The organism is Nevskia soli DSM 19509 (assembly GCF_000711955.1).
GTDB classification, from domain to species: Bacteria; Pseudomonadota; Gammaproteobacteria; order Nevskiales; family Nevskiaceae; genus Nevskia; species Nevskia soli.
Genome location: NZ_JONR01000007.1, coordinates 72,414 through 91,633, shown reverse-complemented (window position 1 = coordinate 91,633; position 19,220 = coordinate 72,414). Strand labels below are relative to the sequence as shown.

Here is a 19,220-nt window from a genome sequence, read left to right as displayed (position 1 = left end):
GATCAGACGACGGTGCCGTCGAGGGGTGACGAGGCCGAAGCGTAACGCCGCCGCGGCATGCGCCCGGCGCGGAAGGCTTCGCGGCCGCCGATGATGGCGTGCTTCATGGCGCTGGCCATCAGCACCGGGTCCCTGGCCTCGGCGATGGCGGTGTTCATCAGTACGCCGTCACAGCCCAGTTCCATGGCGATGGCGGCATCGGAGGCGGTACCGACGCCGGCGTCGACGATGATCGGCACCCGCGCGTTCTCGATGATGCTGAGGATGTTGTAGCGGTTCTGCACGCCCAGTCCGGAGCCGATGGGGGCCGCCAGCGGCATCACCGCGACGCAGCCGAGTTCTTCCAGGCGCTTGGCGATGATCGGATCGTCGCTGGTGTAGACCATGACCTCGAAGCCCTCTTTCACCAGCTGCTCGGCGGCAGCCAGGGTGGCGGTCACGTCCGGGAACAGGGTCTTGGCATCGCCCAGCACTTCCAGCTTGACCAGCCGGTGATCATCCAGCAGTTCGCGTGCCAGGCGGCAGGTGCGCAGCGCGTCCTCGGCGCTATAGCAGCCGGCGGTATTGGGCAGGATGGTGTAGCGGTCCGGCGGCAGGACATCGAGCAGGTTCGGCTCGCCCGGCTTCTGTCCCAGGTTGGTCCGGCGGACGGCGACCGTGACGATTTCGGCGCCGCTGGCCTCGACCGCGCGCCGCGTCTGCTCCAGGTCCTTGTATTTGCCGGTGCCGACGAGCAGGCGCGAGGCGTAGGAACGCCCGGCAATGCGCAGGGCGTCGGGCAGGGACTGGGTCGGTTGGGCTTGGGTCATCGGTCAGAATCCTTGGTTGCGGGCATCCGGGCAGAGGCACCGGGAAGCGCGGCTGCGGCGCCCCGCGGCCGCCGAGTATGCTGAAAATCGGGCGACAGGCGCGGTTTCAGCCGCCGCCGATGGCCCGGACGATCTCGGCGCGGTCGCCGCCGTTCAGGTGTACTTCCGGCCAGCGGCTGCGCGGCACGATATCGCCGTTCAATTCGATGGCCAGACGCTGCCCGGCCAGCTGCAGGCTCCCGACCAGCTCGGCTAGGGTGATTCCCTCGGAGACGGCGGTATTTTCGCCGTTGACGACAATCTGCATCACGATGGCCAGGAAATATACCGGTAAGGGGGCGTCGGAACGCTTCATTTTACTTTACTCCAGCCACGGGGCTCTCCGTGTTGCATCTCCTCCGGATGGAACGCGACCTCCAGCGGGATCACCCCTGCCTTTGCACCCCAGGTTTTGCCTATTTCTCCCCCGACCGTCCGGAATCGTCTGGTAGCGGGCTCGAGGCACTCCGGGGCCATGCGGTTGGAGCAGCAGTTCCTGCCGGCCGTTTGTGGCGGGCAGTAGCAGCCTGAAAGCTGGCGGATCCTCCACCAGCGCTTAAAAGCCGCCCCCGGCATTGCACCCGCCAGCCGGTCATCGTTTAGACTATTCGCACGGGCACGCGGGTGTAGTTCAATGGTAGAACTGCAGCTTCCCAAGCTGCTAGCGTGGGTTCGATTCCCATCACCCGCTCCACTTTCCCCTTGCCGTCCCGGCCGCACAATTCCGTCGCAGCGCGGTGCCGGCGACCGGTCCACGGTTTTGCGAGGCTGGAAATTCGGGTCAAATCAAGGCCCCCAGCCTCCGTTTCCAGCAGCTACAACCGTACCAGCCCCGCCCGGCACCTATCCGGCGTCCTGATGTCGGCGTCAGACCCGGCTTATGCCCCGACGCCAGGGTACTGGCGCGAAACATGCTTTCTCCTTTGCCAACAATTTCAGTTACACTCAGTATGTAGCGGTATGCAGCTTTCAATATTCACCAATAAAAAAGCCGCCGGCAGATGCGGTTGCGACTGCAAAGTGAAGTGGTTCGTTCGGCATCGTGAATGGTGAGCAGTACTCAGGGCCACGCTCCTGAAGTTCATTCGGGCGCTTGGGAAAATCGGGACTTATAAGCAGGGAAGTAGTGCCAATGCGCATTCGTCTAGCTCCTATCGCAGCCGCCGTGCTCGCGATGTTCTCCGCCGCTGCAACTGCCCAGGACGCTCCTGTCGTCCGCATCCAGGAGCAGCTGATCTCCAGCGACTACATCGCCATCCTGCCGGGATACGCCATTCCGGACAGCGGCCGCGGCACCCAGCGGAACGGCTTCACCACCTCGGTGATCTACGGCAACCAGTTCAGCGATCACTTCTCGATCGAAGGGAACATCCAGGGCTCGATCTTCGAGACCGGCCGCAATCACGGCACGGACTTCTACCAGTGGGGCGGCACGGTGGACCTGGCATACAGCCTGTGGGACCGCCGCAAGGCCGCGATCACCCCGTACGGCCTGGTCGGCATCGGCGCCCTGTATCAGGACGTCAATCCGCAGAGCGACGACAGCACCAGTTTCGTTGCCGAAGCCGGCATCGGCTTCGTCACCAAGTCGCTGTATGACGGCATCAAGCTGCGCGGCGAAGGCCGCTACATCCGCGACTTCTATCACGATGGCTTCAACGACTACCGTGCCCTGATCGGCATCGAAATCCCGCTGGGTCGCGTGGTCGAGCGCGTCATCGAAGTGCCGCCCTCGATCCCGCCGACGATGGAGCCGCTGGTCAAGGAAGTGCCGCGCCCCTGGATCGACAGCGACGGCGACGGCGTGGACGACGAGCACGATCTGTGCCCCAACACCCCGCACGGCCTCAAGGTCGATGCGCACGGTTGCGTCATCCCCGGCCAGACCATCGAGCTCAACGGCGTCACCTTCGAGTTCAACAAGGCCCGCCTGAGCGCCAACGCCCAGACCATTCTCGACACCATCGCCCCGGCCTTCATCGGCCAGCCAGGCCTGCGTGTCGAGATCGCCGGCCACACCGACAGCATCGGCAGCGCCGCCGCCAACCTCACGCTGTCGCAGAAGCGTGCCGAGGCGGTGCGGGCGTACCTGATCGCCAAGGGCGCCAAGCCGGATCAGCTGCGCGCCAAGGGCTACGGCAAGACCGAGCCGCTGATCTCGCCGGAACGGACCGCGGACGATCGCGAGCGTAACCGTCGCGTCGAATTCCGCGTGCTGGATAAGTAATACAGGACTCAGGTTCAGGGAAACGTCATCATGAATAGCTCGATCAAGTTGGGTAGGTTGTCGCGCAGCGCGGCTGCGCTGCTGGTCACCGCGGGACTGACGCTGGCCGGTTGTTCGGCCAACGGCGGCCCTGGCGGCGTCGGCAGTAGCGGCAGCAGCGGCACTTCTTCCGGTGCGTCCAGCGGCGCCTCTTCGGGCGCCAGCAGCGGCGCTTCCTCCGGAGCCAGCAGCGGCGCATCTTCCGGTGCGTCCAGCGGCGCCTCCTCGGGCGCCAGCAGCGGCGCTTCCTCCGGAGCCAGCAGCGGCGCATCTTCCGGCGCGTCCAGCGGCGCCTCCTCGGGTGCCAGCAGCGGCGCTTCCTCCGGAGCCAGCAGCGGCGCATCTTCCGGTGCGTCCAGCGGCGCTTCGTCGAGCGGAGCAAGTGGCTCATCCTCCAGCGGCGCAAGCAGCAGTAGCGGCGGCGGCGCCACCGGCGTAACGATCAAGCTGGATCCCAACCAGGTGTTGCCCAACGGCGCGTTCAACCTGATCTATACCGGCCCCAAGGCTCCGGACAGCAGCACGATCTGCACCGCCACCAACTCGGCCAATGACCCCAATTGGGGTGGCACCGCCGGCAGCACGGTCTCCAGCGCTGGCGGCACGGTGCCTTTGACTGCTCCGTCCAAGGCCAATATCTATACCTACGCCATCAGCTGCACCACCGGCACCGGCGCCAACAAGGTGACCGAGTCCGCTTCGGCGTTCCTGTTCGACGGCGTGCCGATTCCGGTGCCCACCGATTGCGGCGTCACCGACAACTTCGGTGTGCCGATCCCCACCCGGGACATGCTCGCGCCGCAGGCTGTGGTGTCAACCACCACCGCCGGCCTGTGCGTCGGCTGCTCCACCTCGCAGCCCAACAACGTCGTCGACCAGGATCCGACCGACTACGCGACCTTGAACAAGCCGGTCTCCTTGGCCGGCAGCGAGGCGTTGACCGTGACCGATACGGTCAATTCCTACACGGCCGGGCACATCGCGGGCTTCGTGGTATCCAACCCGGCTCAGTTGTTGACGCTCGAATTGCTCCGGGGCTTCACGATCAACACCTACCTGAAGGGCGCCTTGCAGGATTCGGCCGGCGTGACTGATAGCACTCCGCTGCGCCTGGACCTGCTGACGCTGCTCGCCAGCCCGAAGTCGAAGTTCCTTGGGTTTACCACCACCAAGGAATTCGATGCGGTGCAGGTCGTCAGCAGCGGCCTGGTGACGGTAATCGACCAGGCCAATGTCTATCAGGCCTGCATCAGCACCCAGCTGTCTTCCTCGAGCAGTTCTTCGGGCGGCAGCAGCTCGTCCTCTTCGAGCAGCAGCGGCGGCTCGTCCTCGGGCAGCAGTTCAGGTTCGTCCAGCAGCGGCTCGTCCTCGGGCAGCAGCGGCGCCACGCCCCCGGCCGGTCCGGTGTCGATCACCATTTCGTCGACAGACCCGAACGCCCCGAGTGCGGTGGTCGTCCCCGGAGCCTCCTTCAAACTGACCTACACGGGCCCGGGCACCACCGGCGGCAATTCCTGCACCGCAACCAATACGGCAAATGATCCGAACTGGTCCCAGCCGGTGGCTGACACCGGCGGCAGCCTGATACTGGTCGCGCCGACCAATCCCAACATCTACACCTACAGCCTCAGCTGCAGCGTGCCGTTGGGCGGCACCAGCTCGGCTACGGCAAGCCTGTATGTCGGCTTGCCGGCACCTACCGCCATCGATTGCGGGGCTGTCAAAGCCGATGGCACAGCGTTGCCGACCCTGAGCTGGACCGATGCAGATGCCAGCGTTGCCAGCCGCAGCAGCGGCATATGCGTGGGCTGCTCGGTGCAGCAGCCGCAGAACGTGTTGAATCAGGATCCGACCAACTACGCCATCGTCAACTCCGCGGTAGGCCTGCTCTCAACCGAGTCGCTGGTGGTGACCAACAAGAAGACCTTCACCGGTGGGCTTGTCGCCGGCTTCATCGCCTCCAAGCCGGGCGAGTTGCTTACAGCGGCTCTGCTGAATAGTTTTTCGATCAGCACGTTGAAGGATGGCACAGTGCTGGAGACTGCGACCGGCGCCAGCGGGCTGCTGCATCTCGACCTGCTGACCCTGCTCTCCAACCCCAACGCCTCCTTCGTCAGCTTCAAGACGACCAAGGACTTCAACGGACTGGCATTCACCGACGGCAACCTGCTCGCGGTGCTCGACCAGGCCAATCTCTACCAGGCCTGCGTCAGCACGCCCTAGGATCCGACACTCCTTACGGCCCGGTCCGTCGCAAGACGCACCGGGCTTTTTTTTTGCCTGGAATCCTGACCCGCCGATGGGCAGCTGGTCAGGAAGGCGGCTCAGGCAGCGATGGCCTTGAGCGTGACTTCGATGTTGCCGCGGGGGCGTTGGAATACCGGTGCGCCTCCTACACCGGCTTTTCGGCCTCGGCCTGGGCGATGCTCTTGACGGTGACGGTGCGGTCGACCTTGAGGCCGAAGCCGCCTTTGGACACGGTGCCGATGCCCAGTGCCGCCTCCATCTTGATTTCGCTCACCGCCGGCTTCTGCTGCTTGGCGACGAAATCGGTGGAACCGCCCGTGGCCTTGGGAGAGGATAGATCGACCGAGACGATGCGTCGGACGAAGCGGTATGGCCATTACGGCCGCCGCCGGCGGTGGCGTGGGCGGTTATAGAGCACTTTGAGGGACATGGGACAGGCTCCGGGTGGAAGGCCGGGGGGCTTGCCTCGGGCGATGCACCTGAGAACGCCGGAAACGCCGGCCTGCGCTCGAACCGCTCAGGACTCCCCGCCGCCTTCTTCGATTTCCTCGTCGAGATCGGGCAGCGCCTGGCTGCGCAGCGCATCGGGCAGCTGCTTGCTGGCTTTGGCCCCCATCTTCTTCAGCAGCTCGATCTTGCGCACCACGTTGCCCGGCCCTTCCAGCAGCTTGCCACGGGCATCGGCGTAGGCCTTGCTGGCACTGTTGAGCGCGCTGCCGAGCCGGCTCAGATCCTGCTCGAAGCCGACGAACTTGTCGTAGAGACGCCCGGCTTCCTCGGCGATCTGCTGCGCATTACGGCCCTGGCGCTCGACCTTCCACAGGTTGTTGACGGTGCGCAGGGTCGGCAGCAGGGTCGAGGGACAGACCAGGCCGATATTCTGCGTCAGCGCTTCCTCGTACAGCCCCGGGGCGGAGCGCACCGCGTCGATATAAGCCGCTTCGTTGGGCACGAACATCAGCACGAAATCGAGCGAGCCGATGCCTTCCAGCGACTGGTAGTTCTTGCCGCCGAGTTCGCGGATATGGCCGCGCAAAGAGGTCACATGGGCCGCCAGCGCGGTTTCGCGCGCGGCCTCGTCCACCGCTTCGCTGAAGCGCGCATAGGCGCTGAGCGAGGCCTTGGCGTCGATGATGATGTCGCGTCCGCCCGGCAGGTGCACCACCACGTCGGGCCGGTAGCGCTGGCCGGCCTCGTCGCGGGTGGCGAACTGGGTTTCGTATTCGCGCCCCTTCTCCAGCCCGGACAGCTCCAGGATGCGCTCCAGGATCAGCTCGCCCCAGGCGCCCTGGGTGCGGGCCTGGCCGCGCAACGCGCCGGCCAGGTTGTTGGCCTCGGCCGAGACCTGCTGGTTGAGCCGCGCCAGCTGGGCGATCTGCTCCTTCAGCGCGACGCGGTCGCGCGTTTCCAGTTCGTAGGACTGCTTCACCTGCTGCTCGAAGCCGGCGATCTTCTCGCGCAGCGGTTTGAGGATCTGCTCGATGTTCAGCTGGTTCTGCTCGGTGAAGCGGCGCGACTTGTCTTCCAGGATCTCCTGCGACAGCTGCTTGAAGCGCAGCGTCATTTCTTCGCCGGTCTGCTGCAGCAGCTTGAGCTTGTCGGCGGCGGCCTCGCGCTCCTTGTCGAGCGTGATGCGCAGCACGGCGCCTTCCGACTGCGCCGCCGCCAGCTGCGCGCGCAGCTGCTCGCCGACGGCGCGGGCACCGCTCAGTTCCTGCTCGCGCGCGGCCGCGGCCTGCGCCTGTGCCGCTGCGCTCGCCTCGGCGGCGGCGGCATTGGCGCGCTGGCGTTCGGTGGGGGCCCGTCCGGCCAGCCAGGCGAGCAGCGCGCCGAGCGCGGCGGCCAGGACTACGATCAGGAGGGTGGAAGGCGTCATCCGCCGATTTTAGGCCCTATGCGGCAAGCCGGCACGGCGCTTCAGCCAATGGTGAGCAGCTCTTCGTAGAAACCGCCGATACCGCGCGTGCGGTCGACGAAGTGGATTTCCAGGATCCAGTGGCGCTCGCGGCCCAGGGGATCGAGCCCGCGCATCGGCGTGTGATTGCCGGCATCGGCCCAGGCCACGCTCTTGTCCACCGGCAGGGATTTGTGCGGAAACTCGCCGATCATGTGGGCGGCGAGGCTGCCGCCGAATTCCCAGCCGGCCCGCTCCGCCAGTTGCCGGACGTAGGCGTAGAACCCGCTGCCGGTGATGTGCGGATGTTCCTGGTAGTACTTCTTGCCGGCGGCGAAGGCCGCGGCCACGTCGTCGCGCAGGCGCAGCTTGTGCGGATCGCTGCCGATCACGTAGGTGCGGCCGAAGTCCGCCTCCCATTCCTCGAACACCGGCCCCAGGTCGATGAACAGGATGTCGTCCGCGCCGAGGGTCAGGTCCGGCGGATTTTCATCGTAGGGCGCCAGGGTGTTGATGCCGGCGCGGACGATGCGCTTGTGCCAGTTCCGCCCGATGCCGAATTCACGGCACCCCAACTCGGCGATCTCGCGCGTCAACTGCGATTCGCTGATGCCCGGGCGGATCAGGCTCGCGGCGATGCGATCGAAAAACGCCGCGGCTTTGCGTTGCGCTTCGGCAAGCGCGGCGACCCGCTGGGTTTCACTGTGCATGGGAAGTCGGAGGGCTGCGATATACGGGCCTGGGGTCCGTATTGAACCCGAAACGCGCGGGCGCAGCGAATCCTTATGCCGCTTTCTTGCGGGCGAAACTGAGCAGGAATTCCATCTGGTCCGCCATGATGCGGCGGTTGCTCAGGATCAGGTACTCCGCAAGATTCGGCGTATAGGGAATCGCCAGCAGCTTCATGCCGGCTTCCTCGGGCGTGCGGTCGTCCTTGCGTTGGTTGCAGTGGCGGCAGGCGGTGACGCAGTTCTCCCAGGCGCTGGAGCCTCCGCGGGAGGCCGGTACCACATGGTCGCGGGTCAGCAGGCCAGGCGAGAACTGGTTGCCGCAGTACATGCACAGGTTATGGTCGCGCTGGAACAGGGTGCGGTTGGTCAGCAGCGGGGCGCTGCCTTCGAAGCGCCGCGAGCGATCGGCGACGGCGATGATGGAGCCGATGCGCAGCTCGGAAACCCGGCCGGTACGGGCACAGGTGCCGCCGCGAACGACAAAACGCTCCTCACCCGCTTCCCAGCACACACGCTTGCGGGCGTAGAGAGTGGCGGCCGTCTGCCAGCGAATCCAAGCGACTGGCATACCGCCCTTATCAAGCTTGAGGATCGATGGAATCATCGTAACCCTAACTCTAGCGTAAAACCTGCCTTTTGTGTTTCAAAAGCGATGGTTGCACCGAATTGCGCAAGTTTCGTGACACGGAGGCGCTAAAAAGCGGCGAATCCACTGAAGCCGGCTCCAGCCGCGGCTTAAAATGCGCTGAAAATCCACGGAACCGTCCGGCCGCCGCACGGTCCCTGAGCGACCATCCATTCTCCAACCGGAATCCCCCATGCGCATCCTCCATACCATGCTGCGGGTCGGCAACCTCGATCGCTCCCTCGACTTCTACACCAAGGTCCTGGGCATGAAGCTGCTGTCGCGGCAGGACTATCCGGACGGCAAGTTCACCCTGGCCTTCGTCGGCTTCGACGACCGCGTCGACGGCAAGCAGGTCGGCGACGCCGAGATCGAGCTGACCCATAACTGGGGTGTCGACAAGTACGAACTGGGCAGCGCCTACGGCCACATCGCGTTGCAGGTGGACGATGCCTACCAGGCCTGCGAACTGGTCAAGCAGCGCGGCGGCAAGGTCACCCGCGAGGCCGGGCCGATGAAGCACGGCACCACCGTCATCGCCTTCGTCGAGGATCCGGACGGCTACAAGATCGAATTCATCCAGCGCAAACCGGGCCAGGCCGCTTAAACCGGCCGCCGGATCGGGCGCGGGCGCGATCCGGAATCAAGCAGCGTTTCGCCTTTCTCCACCCCCCTAAATCTGCGAAGATTCGGGGCATGGGGGCTCAGACTGCGACACTCACGCCGGACGCGACCGTCGCACCCCGCTGGACCCTGCGCAAGGAGTCCGGCGTGGTGGAACTGGCTCTGGCCGGCGACTGGACGTTGTACAGCGGCCTGAGCGGCATCCCCGAGTCGGCGGCGGCACAGATCGACCTCGCCAGCGGGCAAAGCCTGCGCATCGACACCAGCGGCATCACTCGCTGGGACAGCACCCTCCCCGCTTTCCTGCTGGCGCTGGCGGAGTACTGCCGCAGCCAGGGCTGGACGCTGGATGCGGGGCGCCTGCCCGGCGGGCTGCGCACCGTGCTGAAGATGTCCGACGAGTTGTCGCCGCCGGCCTCGGCGCGTGCGCCACGGCCGGTGCCGGTACTGCGGCGCGTCGGCCAGCGCACCCTGCAATATTCCGCCAAGGCCGGCGAGACGGTGACGCTGCTGGGCGAGGTGGTCATCGCCATCGGCCAGCTGCTGCGCGGCAAGGCCACTTATTACCGTGCCGATGCCTGGGCGGTGCTGCAGGCCTGCGGCGCCGAGGCCCTGCCCATCGTCGGCCTGGTCAACCTGCTGGTGGGTGCGATCATCGCCTTCGTCGGCTCGGTGCAGCTTCAGCAGTTCGGCGCCGGCGAGTTGCTCGCCGACGGCGTGGCCCTCGCCACCGTGCGCGAGATGGCGGCGGTGATCACCGCGGTGGTGCTGTCGGGCCGCACCGGCGCCGCCTTCGCCGCCCAGATCGCCACCATGCAGGGCAACGAGGAGATCGACGCGCTGCGCGTGATGGGTGTCCCGGTGGTGGAGTTCCTGCTGCTGCCGCGGGTGCTGGCGCTGGCGCTGATGGCGCCATTGCTCTACCTCTACGCTTGCGCGCTGGGCATTCTCGGCGGCTTCCTGGTCGGCACCGGCATGCTCGACCTGTCGCTGGCCAATTACGTGGAACGCACCGTCAACGCGCTCAACTGGCATCAGTTCGCCATCGGCATTTCCAAGAGTTTCGTATTCGGCGCGCTGGTGGCAATGGCCGGCTGCTATTACGGCCTGCGCGCGGGGCGCAATGCGGCGGCGGTGGGCGAAGCCACCACGTCGGCGGTGGTCACCGGCATCGTCGGCGTGATCGTGGTCGATGCCATCTTCGCGGTGTGCGCCAATGCCCTCGGCATCTGAGTCCGCCGCAGAAGTGATGTGCCAGGTCGAAGGACTGCGCATGTCCTTCGACCGCCGCCTGATCCAGGCCGACATCTCGTTCGAGGTCCGCCGCGGCGAGATCTTCACCATCATGGGCGGCAGCGGCTGCGGCAAGAGCACCCTGCTGCGCCACATGATCGGCCTGCTCAAGCCTTCGGCCGGACGCATCCGATTCGGCGGCAAGGACTACTGGGACTGCACGCCGCAGCAGCAGGACACCATCCGGCAGCGCTTCGGCGTGTTGTTCCAGGGCAGCGCCCTGTTCAGCGCCATGACCCTGTTCGAGAACGTGGCCTTGCCGTTGCAGCTCTACACCGAGGCCAACGCGGTGGAGACGCGCGCCCTGGTGCGCTACAAGCTGGGCCTGGTGGGGCTGCGCGGTTACGAGGAGTTCTATCCTTCCGAGATCAGCGGCGGCATGCGCAAGCGCGCCGGCCTGGCGCGCGCGCTGGCGCTGGATCCGGAGATGCTGTTCCTCGACGAGCCTTCCGCCGGCCTCGATCCGGTCAGCTCGCGCCGCCTCGACGACCTGATCCTGCAATTGCGCGACGGCATCGGCGCCAGCATCGTGGTGGTCAGCCACGAACTGGCCAGCCTGTTCGCCATCGGCGACAACGGCATTTTCCTCGATGCCGACAGCAAGCGCCCCATCGCACACGGTTCGCCCAAGGAAATGCTGGCGCATTGCGATCATCCGACGGTGCAGGCGTTCCTGCGCCGCGAGCCGGTGAAGGACGCAGGCACTCACGATACGGTGGTGAGGGAAGAGCCATGAAGGCGAATGTCATGAGAGCAGGGGCATGAGGGCACAGTCATGAAAAAGGCCAATCCCGCGCTGATCGGCGGCTTCGTCGTCGGCGCCCTGTTGCTTGGCGCGGTGGCGGTGCTGGCCATCGGCGGAGGTCAGCTGTTCCAGCGCAAGCAGTATGCGGTGATCTATTTCAGCGGCTCCGTCACCGGCCTGGCGATCGGCGCGCCGGTGAACTTCCGCGGCGTGCGTGTCGGCCAGGTCACCGATATCCGCCTGCAGTTCGACGCCAGCAACCTGTCGGCACGCATTCCGGTCTACATCACCATCAACCCGCGCAAGATCCGCATGCTCGGCGGCAAGAAGCTGAGCGTGGTCGATGTGCCGTTCGAGAAGTTCATCGAGAAGGGCATGCGTGCCCAGCTGGCGATCCAGAGCCTGGTCACCGGGCAGCTCGATGTTGAACTGGACTTCCAGCCGGATACGCCGGCGGTGTTCATTGGCGACGATCCGGACTCGAACGAGATTCCGGCGATGCGTTCGGACTTCGACACCTTCCGCGATCAGTTGTCGCAGCTGCCGCTGCGCCAGATCACCGACGAACTGCGCGAAACCATGCAGGTGGTACGGCAATTGGCCGTTACCGCCAATTCCGAGTTGGCCTCCACTGCCGGCTCGGCACGCCAGACCACCGATGCCCTGACCAAGGCGGTCGGCCAGCTGCAGAGCGATACCGCCCGCACCCTGGCCTCGGTGCAGAAGCTGAGCGACCATGTCGATACCGCCGTGACCACGCTGTCGCCGCAATTGAACCAGACCCTGCTGACGGCGCAGAGCGCGCTGAAGGATGCCGACGCCACCCTGGCCCACACCTCCGAACTGACCGCTCCCGGCGCGCCGATGCGCGCCGACCTGGAGCAGGCGCTGCGCAACCTGGCCATCGCCTCGGAAGCGCTGCGCAACTTTTCCGAAACCATCGACCGTAATCCGCAATCACTGATCACCGGAGTACAACGGTAATGACTTCCTGCTTCCGGTCCCTCTGCCTCGGCGCAGCCCTCGCCTGGTCCGCACTGCTGGGCGCCTGCGCCGGCGCCCCGCCGCCGCGTCTGATGCTGCTCAGCAACGATGTCGCCGTGCCGCCGGCCTCGGCCATGATACAGCGCCCGATACTGGTGGTGCGTACCGTGACCATGCCCGAATATCTCGACCGCCGCAGCATCCTCTACCGCAGCGCCGATGCCGAGCTGAAGCGCTTCCCGGACCAGGTCTGGGCCGAGCGCCTGGGCGAGAGCGTGACGCGCTGGATGGCGCTGCAGTTGGCCGCGGATCTGCCCGCCTACGAGGTGGAAGCCTTCGGCGCGGCCAGCGAGAAGTCGCCCGCGCTGGCCCTGAATATGGAGTTGCAGAGCTTCGAACCGGACGCCGCCGCGGGCGGCGCCGCCATGCTGCGCCTGCGCGGCGCCTGGCATCTTGCCGGCGGCGCGGTTACGGACGGGCGCCTCTCCGCCGATGTGCCGATGGCCACCCTCGACGCGGCCACGACCGTGGCGGCGATGCGCACGGCGCTGAAGCAGGCCAGCGACGGCATCGCTGCGCAGGTTCGGCAGATGCCGCTATCGGCAGGCAAGTAGAAAATCCTGCAAGGGCGGGGCACAGCCCCCTTGGCGAAGTCCTTCGGCGCCGCCTTCCTCAATGGAAGTTGATGAAGAAGCTGCCGGTGTAGAGACGCCCGTGGTCGCCGCGGATCGCGGCGAAATTGCCCGGACCCAGCGGCTGGTCGATGACCTGGTCGCTGTAGGTTTCGCGGGTCAGGTTCTGGATGCCCAGGTTGAGGCCCCAGTCGCCATTGGTTTCATCGGCAAAGACCAGGCGCGGATTGACGATCAGCGTGGCCTTCTGTAATTGACGCGGATCATCTTCCGAGTTGAGGTAGCGCTTGCCCTGGAACAGCACGTCGGTGGCGAGGCTGGCGCTGATGCCATAGGGCAGATGCAGGAAGGTGTAGGCCGGCGTCATCGCCGCGGTCCATTGCGGCGCGAACGGCAGCGGCTGGCCGGTGAGGTTCTTGCCGCAACCCTGTCTACGTTGCCCTGGGAGCTTGTTGCTGCCGGACTGTGTGGGCTGTCCCGGCACGGTGCCGTTATCAGGGGGGCAGGTACATTGTGCCGGCGGCCCTGAATCACCCACCTTGCCGCAGTCGAAATCGCCCGGCGCCGGGCCGTTGGGATAGGACGTGTAGCGCGCGTCGGCGAAGCCGAAGGAGCTGTACAGCGACAGGCCGCGGATCGGCAGCAGCCACATCAGGTCGGCCTCGAAGCCTATCGAGCGCGCCTGCGCGGCGTTGACGATGATGACGTTGGTGCCTTGGAAGGTGGAGACCTGCAGGTTGTTGAAGCTGGTGTGGTACAGCGACAGGGAGCCGCGGATCGGCCCGTCGAACAGCCGGTCCTTGATCTTGAAGCCGCCCTCGATGCTGGTGGCCTTTTCCGGTTCGTATTCGATGGCGCTCGGATTGAGCGGAATGCCGTTGAAGCCGCCGCTCTTGTAACCCTCGGCCCAGGTCAGGTAGCCCTCGACATGCTTGTTCGGCTGGTATTTCAGGCCCGCCTTGGGTGAGAAATCGGTCTCGGTGCGACGCAGGGCGCTGGCACCGGTATCGTCGAAATCCTTCTGGTCGGCAATGGCCTTGATGATCAGGCTGTTGGAAAAGCTGTGCGGCTGGCCGGTACGGTTCTCCTTGGCATAGCGCAGGCCGCCGATCAGCGACCAGTGTTCGAGGAAATACCACTCGCCCTGGCCGAAGGCAGCGTAGTCCTTGGTGCGCTGGTCCAGTCCGGACAGCGCCGACTGCTCGCCCAGCGGCGGCCGGCCGATGATGCCCTGCAACAGATTCAGTACGTCGTCGAGCCCCACGCCGAGGGCGCGGGTCAGGGAACAGGCGCCGACAGGAACCTTGTTGGAGTCACAACCGGCGGCGATGACGTAGTTGAGCGTGGCTCCGAGATCCTTGACCAGGAAGCGGTCCGAGGTCCTCAGGGTGTAGTTGTCGTAGTACAGGCCGGCGACGAAGTTGGCTTCGTGACCCAGGCCGAACAGGTCCTTGCCGACGCCGCTAACGCGCAGCTCCTGCGTCACCTGCCGCTCCGGCTCCGGCGCGCCGAGGGAGTCCTGGATGAAGGGTACCGGGCTGAAGTCGGCGTCGATGTCGCGCGCGCCGATGATGTTCTCGGCGACGCTGCTGATCGAGGTGATCTTCAGCGACTTCATGCCGCCGGGGTGGCCGAGGTCGCCTTCGAAGGTGACGGAGGCGCCGCGGCTGGTGGCGTTCTCGGTGGCGGGCACGTCTTCCGACACGGTGCTGTCGATGTGGGTCTCGAAGCGGGGATCGAAGCTGCGGGCCAGCGCCTGCATGTTGGGACCGGCGATGAACAGTTGCTGCTTGTCGAAGTTTTCCTCGTGGTAAGCGAAGAAAGCGCCGATGTCCACGGTCCAGCCTTCGTGCGAGTCGTAGCGGAAGCGTACGCGTCCCGAATCCTGCTGCTGGTTCTGCTCGCGGCGGTCGAGATCGGTGTTGTAGAGCAGGCCGCGATCGCCGTGCTCGAAGTTGCCGGTCAGGCGCAAGGCCATGTCGCGCCCCAGCGGCAGGTTGATCACCGGGCGAAAGGCGCGGTCGCCGCTGCTGCGCATGTCCAGGTCCCAGCGGAACAGCCGCTGCTGGTCCGGCGCATTGGTGGTGATGTTGAGCAGGCCGGCGGTGACGTTCTTGCCGAACAGGGTGCCCTGCGGGCCCCGCAGCACTTCGTAGCGATCGAGGTCGCCGAAGAAGGCGGTCAGGTATTCGGGATAGGTATAGACCACGCCGTCCACCACCACGCCGACGGAAGGGTCCAGGCCGGGAACATCGTTGAGCGTGCCGAAGCCGCGCACCAGCAGCTGGGTCGAGGACGAGGAGACCTGCAGGTTGGTATTGGCGGTGTAGCTGGACAGGTCCTGGAAGTCATGCGCGCCGGTACTGCGGATGTAGTCGCCGCCGACGGAGGTGACCGAAGCCGGCACCTGCTCCAGCGTCTGACGCATCTTCTGCGCGGTAACCACCACTTCCTTGAGCTGTTGCTGGCCGGCACTGTCGTCGGCCGGAGCCGCGACACTGAAACCCGCGGCGCAGGCCGCCAGCAAATATCCGCACCGCTCCACTCTCCGCCGCCCGCGAAGTCTGGGACCCATCACTCCCCCGCCTGATATCCGGATTCTTTGGCTTTTTTATGGTGCCGCTTGCCGCGCCAGTCTGTGCCGGCTGTGCCTCAATCGCAATTCGCGCGCATCTTCCTGCTTTGATCCTGCAGCCAGCTCATCAGGCCGTTGAAGCCCTTCTGGTCGAACAGGGAGTTGTACTGGGTGGAACGCAGCGCCAGGTCGCTGACGCCGTCGGCGATGACGTTGATGATGCGGAAATTGCCGTCCTTGTCGCCGTGCAGGATGTAGTCGAAGGCGACGCTGTCGCCCCGGCCGGGCTGCAACCGGGCATGCACCAGCTGGTCGCCGTTGGGCAGCGACTGGGTGTCCTGGGTGGTGAAGGCTTCGCCGTCGAAGCTGTTGAAGTTGCTGGCGTAGGTGACCGCGGTGACTTCGCGGAACTCGGCGATCAGCTGGTTGCGTTGCGCCTCGGACAACTCGGCCCAGTGGCGGCGCATCACCGTCTGCGCGATCAGGGGCACGTCGAAGCTGGCATCGAGCACCGGTTGCAGGTGCTTGATACGGCCATCGCAGCCGTATTCCTTGCCGTGCTTCATGTTGTTGAGCAGCGCGGCATGAAGGTTATTGACCACGTCCGCCGGCGCGCCGGCAGCGAATGCCGCGGGGACACAGAAAACGAGCCCGAAAAAAAGCGACAATAGAGGGGTTCGCAAGAGTCGCAAAGCGTTCTCCGAAAACGGGGTTTGAGCTGTCGGGCGGCGCCAGACGTCACCGCACACGCCTTTTGACTGCCGACGCGGCGATAAGTTTACACGACTCCGGGCCGCTTCCGGCAGTCCGGACGCAAGCGGAACCCGTTGATTTGGCCCTGATTTTGACGGAAAAAAGACAGCATGGCGCAGACCGCACATACCGATACCGCCCTCACCCGCGCCCTGCTCGCCTGGGTCGGCCTGATGCAGCGGCGCGCCGCCTGGGTGCTGGCGGTGGCCGTCGTGCTCGGCATCGGCCTGGGCCACTATGCCTGGACCCATCTGAGCGTCGACACCAACCCCGAGAACATGCTCTCCGCCCAGCTGCCCTGGCGGCAGGCCGAGCATCGCATGGACCAGCTGTTCCCCGATCTCGATGAGGGGCTGGTGGCGGTGATCGACGGCAGCACGCCGGAAGTGGCGGACGAGGCACAGCGCCGCCTGGTGGAGCGCCTGCGCGCCCAGCCGCAGCAGTTCCTGGAGGTGTATGCCGCCGAAACCGACCCCTATTTCCGTCACAACGGCTTCCTGTATCTGGAAACCCCGGCACTGCAGAAGCTCGCCGACGGCCTCAATGCGGCGCAACCCTTCCTCGGCGCGCTGACCCACGATCCGAGCCTGCACGGGCTGTTCACCCTGCTCGACCGCGCCGCCACCAATCCGGCCGCGGGCAGCTTCGATCTGTCTCCCGCCCTGGGCCAGGTGGCCGGGGGCATCGATGCGGCCGTCGCAGACCGCTTCCAGCCGCTGTCCTGGCAGACACTGATGGGTACCGGCGTCACTGCCGACGACGCCGCGCGGCGCTTCGTCGAGATCAAGCCGAAGCTCGATTTCGCCCTGCTGTTTCCCACCGAGGAGTCCATCGCCGCGTTCCGCGCCACTGTCGCCGAGCTGCACCTGGGCAAGGCGCAGGGCGTGACGGTGCGCCTCACCGGTTCCAAGGCACTGGAGCACGAGGAGCTGAAGATGGCCTTCAGCGGCGGCCTCAAGGCCTTCGCCGTGGGGCTGCTGATGGTGGTGGTGCTGCTCTACCTGGCGCTGCGCTCGGGCCGACTGGTGGTGGCCGCCATCATCACCCTGCTGTTCGGCCTGCTGGTCACCGCCAGCTTCGCCGCCGCGGCCGTGGGCCACCTCAACCTCATCTCCATCGCCTTCAGCGTGCTCTACGTCGGCCTGGGCATCGACTACGCGCTGTACCTGTGCATGCAGTACCGCGAGCTGCTGGGCGCCGGCCTGCCGCAGCAGCAGGCCCTGCCGCGCGCCGCAGGCGATGTCGGCGGCTTCATGATGGTCTGTGCCGCCACCACCTCGCTCGGCTTCTTCGCCTTCATCCCCACGCCGTTCACCGGCATCGCCGAGCTGGGCATCATCTCGGGTGCCGGCATGTTCATCAGCCTGGTAGTGAGCCTGAGCCTGCTGCCGGCGCTGATCAGCCTGTTCCCGCCCAGCGCGGCGCAGGTCAGGCTGAGTCCGCCGGACCAGGGCCTGCTGGGCCGCGTGCTGAACTGGCCGTACAGATATGCGCGCGCCATCTGGATCGGCGCCGCCCTGCTCGCCGTGGGCTCGCTGCTGCTGGCGCCGAAGGCGCGCTTCGACTACGACCCGATCGACCTGCGCGATCCCAACAGCGAGTCGGTCAGCACCTTCCGCGACCTGCTGCGCGATCCCAGCATCCCGACCCTGACGTTGTCGGTGCTGACCGACAGCACCGGCCAGGCCAAGGCCATGTCACAGCAGCTGGGCAAGCTGCCGCTGGTGCGGCGCGCCATCAGCCTGCTCGACTTGGTGCCCAGCGATCAGGACGTCAAGCTCGGCATCGTCAGCGATCTCAACCTCACCCTGGGCCCGACCCTGATGGGCGACGGTAGCCCGTTGAAGGTCGCCGCGCGGGAAGACGATTACGCCGCCATCCACCAGCTCGGCGCCGACCTGCCCGCCTTCATCCAGCAGAACCAGGGCAAGCCCGCCGCGGCTGCCGGGCAGAAGCTGCTCGAAGCCATACAGAAGCTGGATACCGCCTGGCAGCAGGGCGACAGCGCCGTCCACGAGCACCTGCTGGGGCGCCTGCGCGACGGCCTGCTGTCGGCCCTGCCGGGGCAGATCGGCGGCCTGCGCGATGCCTTGCAGGCGGCACCGGTGACGGAGCAGGATCTGCCGGCGCAGATCACGCGGCGCTGGAAGAGCGCCGATGGCCAGTACCGCGTCGAAATCTGGCCGAAGGAAGTGCTCGACGGCCCCGAGCCGATGGAGCGTTTCGTCACCCAGGTACGCAGCGCGGCGCCCAAGGCCACCGGCGGCGCCATCGGTTACATCGAGTCCGGCCACGCCGTGGTCGGCGCTTTCCGCCAGGCCTTCGTCTACTCCTTCATCGCCATCACCATCCTGCTGCTGGTGCTGCTGCGCAGCTTCGCCGACATGTTGCTGGTGCTGATTCCGCTGCTGCTGGCCGGGCTGCTCACCGTGGCCGGGTCGGTGCTGTTCAACGTGCCGTTCAACTTCGCCAATGTCATTGCGCTGCCGCTGATCCTTGGCGTGGGTGTCGACTACGGCGTGTACCTGGCGCAGCGCGGACGTGTTGCCGCTTCCACCAACGTCAACCTGCTGCAGACCGGCACCGCGCGCGCGGTGCTGTTCGGGGCGCTGATCACCACGGCCAACTTCGGCGATCTGATGCTGGCCAGGCATCCGGGTATTGTCAGCATGGGCATCTTGCTGACGGTGGGGCTGAGCATGACCCTGATTTGTGCGTTGGTGTTGTTGCCGAGTTTGCTGGCTTGGCGGTATGGGAAGCCGAAGGGGTGAGAGGCGTCTTTGTTTGGGGCGCGCGCCCTTGACCGAACGTCATTCCCGACTGCGCGGGAATGACAATGGGGAAGGGTTCCGTGCTTGGCCCCTCCCTCGATACAAATCGCTGCGCGATTCACTCGGGACATTCGGAAAAGCACACCCGCTGCGCGGGCACTCGGGGCGAACGGAGGGAGGTGTTGTTCAGACAGGAAAGCGGCCCCTCACCCCAGCCCTCTCCCCATGAACA

17 protein-coding genes and 1 tRNA gene are annotated in these 19,220 nt (G+C 66.0%); 9 read left to right on the top strand and 9 right to left on the bottom strand.

The window, feature by feature from the left end:
• Positions 1 to 2 precede the first annotated feature (2 nt).
• Entirely contained in the window at positions 3 to 809 is an 807-nt protein-coding gene (locus tag BP26_RS0103780) for a thiazole synthase (RefSeq protein ID WP_029919250.1), read from the bottom strand.
• Positions 810 to 915: 106 nt separating this feature from the next.
• On the bottom strand, positions 916 to 1,164 hold the full coding sequence (gene thiS, locus BP26_RS0103775; protein WP_084182773.1) for a sulfur carrier protein ThiS: 249 nt from the start codon (positions 1,162 to 1,164) through the stop codon (positions 916 to 918).
• Between the two features lie 304 nt (positions 1,165 to 1,468).
• Between thiS and BP26_RS0103770 the strand changes: the two genes are divergently transcribed.
• Positions 1,469 to 1,542, top strand: a tRNA-Gly gene (locus tag BP26_RS0103770).
• Between the two features lie 438 nt (positions 1,543 to 1,980).
• The gene (locus BP26_RS0103765) at positions 1,981 to 3,075 is read left to right on the top strand and encodes an OmpA family protein (protein ID WP_084182772.1); all 1,095 of its coding nucleotides are present in this window, start codon (positions 1,981 to 1,983) and stop codon (positions 3,073 to 3,075) included.
• 14 nt (positions 3,076 to 3,089) lie between these two features.
• On the opposite strand, the gene BP26_RS0103760 is transcribed toward BP26_RS0103765, so the two are convergent.
• Positions 3,090 to 3,560, bottom strand: coding sequence for a hypothetical protein (locus tag BP26_RS0103760; RefSeq protein WP_157572343.1), 471 nt, complete (start codon positions 3,558 to 3,560; stop codon positions 3,090 to 3,092).
• A gap of 16 nt (positions 3,561 to 3,576) precedes the next feature.
• Between BP26_RS0103760 and BP26_RS30280 the strand changes: the two genes are divergently transcribed.
• Positions 3,577 to 5,337, top strand: a complete 1,761-nt coding sequence (locus tag BP26_RS30280; RefSeq protein WP_211254818.1) for a hypothetical protein — start codon at positions 3,577 to 3,579, stop codon at positions 5,335 to 5,337.
• A 169-nt stretch (positions 5,338 to 5,506) separates the two neighbouring features.
• Here BP26_RS30280 and BP26_RS30825 read toward each other — a convergent pair whose 3' ends face one another.
• The 4 genes from BP26_RS30825 to BP26_RS0103735 form a co-directional block, all read right to left on the bottom strand.
• Positions 5,507 to 5,635 carry a hypothetical protein gene (locus BP26_RS30825; protein ID WP_281172676.1) on the bottom strand — a complete coding sequence of 43 codons (129 nt, stop codon included), beginning with the start codon at positions 5,633 to 5,635 and terminating at the stop codon, positions 5,507 to 5,509.
• Between the two features lie 243 nt (positions 5,636 to 5,878).
• Positions 5,879 to 7,237, bottom strand: coding sequence for a DNA recombination protein RmuC (locus tag BP26_RS0103745; protein ID WP_051748228.1), 1,359 nt, complete (start codon positions 7,235 to 7,237; stop codon positions 5,879 to 5,881).
• Between the two features lie 41 nt (positions 7,238 to 7,278).
• The gene (locus BP26_RS0103740; protein ID WP_029919244.1) at positions 7,279 to 7,965 is read right to left on the bottom strand and encodes a M24 family metallopeptidase; all 687 of its coding nucleotides are present in this window, start codon (positions 7,963 to 7,965) and stop codon (positions 7,279 to 7,281) included.
• Positions 7,966 to 8,038: 73 nt separating this feature from the next.
• The gene (locus BP26_RS0103735) at positions 8,039 to 8,554 is read right to left on the bottom strand and encodes an HNH endonuclease (protein WP_245611698.1); all 516 of its coding nucleotides are present in this window, start codon (positions 8,552 to 8,554) and stop codon (positions 8,039 to 8,041) included.
• A gap of 250 nt (positions 8,555 to 8,804) precedes the next feature.
• Between BP26_RS0103735 and gloA the strand changes: the two genes are divergently transcribed.
• The 5 genes from gloA (at position 8,805) to BP26_RS0103710 (ending at position 12,871) form a co-directional block, all read left to right on the top strand.
• Positions 8,805 to 9,218 (top strand): lactoylglutathione lyase, encoded by a 414-nt coding sequence (gene gloA / locus BP26_RS0103730; RefSeq protein WP_029919242.1) that lies wholly within the window; start codon positions 8,805 to 8,807, stop codon positions 9,216 to 9,218.
• A gap of 89 nt (positions 9,219 to 9,307) precedes the next feature.
• The gene (locus BP26_RS0103725) at positions 9,308 to 10,468 is read left to right on the top strand and encodes an ABC transporter permease (protein ID WP_084182771.1); all 1,161 of its coding nucleotides are present in this window, start codon (positions 9,308 to 9,310) and stop codon (positions 10,466 to 10,468) included.
• Positions 10,452 to 11,264 (top strand): ABC transporter ATP-binding protein, encoded by an 813-nt coding sequence (locus BP26_RS0103720; protein ID WP_029919240.1) that lies wholly within the window; start codon positions 10,452 to 10,454, stop codon positions 11,262 to 11,264. Before BP26_RS0103725 ends, BP26_RS0103720 begins: the two co-directional genes overlap by 17 nt.
• Positions 11,265 to 11,303: 39 nt before the next feature.
• The gene (locus tag BP26_RS0103715; protein WP_029919239.1) at positions 11,304 to 12,257 is read left to right on the top strand and encodes an MlaD family protein; all 954 of its coding nucleotides are present in this window, start codon (positions 11,304 to 11,306) and stop codon (positions 12,255 to 12,257) included.
• A complete protein-coding gene (locus BP26_RS0103710; protein WP_029919238.1) occupies positions 12,257 to 12,871 on the top strand; it encodes a PqiC family protein in 615 nt (204 codons plus the stop codon). The genes BP26_RS0103715 and BP26_RS0103710 overlap by 1 nt, the downstream gene beginning before the upstream one ends.
• 58 nt (positions 12,872 to 12,929) lie before the next feature.
• Here the strand turns inward: BP26_RS0103710 and BP26_RS0103705 are convergent, their stop codons facing one another.
• Together BP26_RS0103705 and BP26_RS30055 are read right to left on the bottom strand one after the other, a co-directional pair.
• On the bottom strand, positions 12,930 to 15,434 hold the full coding sequence (locus BP26_RS0103705; protein WP_169740639.1) for a TonB-dependent receptor: 2,505 nt from the start codon (positions 15,432 to 15,434) through the stop codon (positions 12,930 to 12,932).
• A gap of 107 nt (positions 15,435 to 15,541) precedes the next feature.
• Positions 15,542 to 16,345, bottom strand: a complete 804-nt coding sequence (locus tag BP26_RS30055; protein WP_281172674.1) for an ABC transporter substrate-binding protein — start codon at positions 16,343 to 16,345, stop codon at positions 15,542 to 15,544.
• Here BP26_RS30055 and BP26_RS0103695 point away from each other — a divergent pair.
• A complete protein-coding gene (locus tag BP26_RS0103695) occupies positions 16,328 to 18,988 on the top strand; it encodes an MMPL family transporter (protein WP_029919235.1) in 2,661 nt (886 codons plus the stop codon). The two genes, BP26_RS30055 and BP26_RS0103695, sit on opposite strands and share 18 nt — an antisense overlap.
• The last annotated feature ends 232 nt before the right edge of the window (positions 18,989 to 19,220 follow it).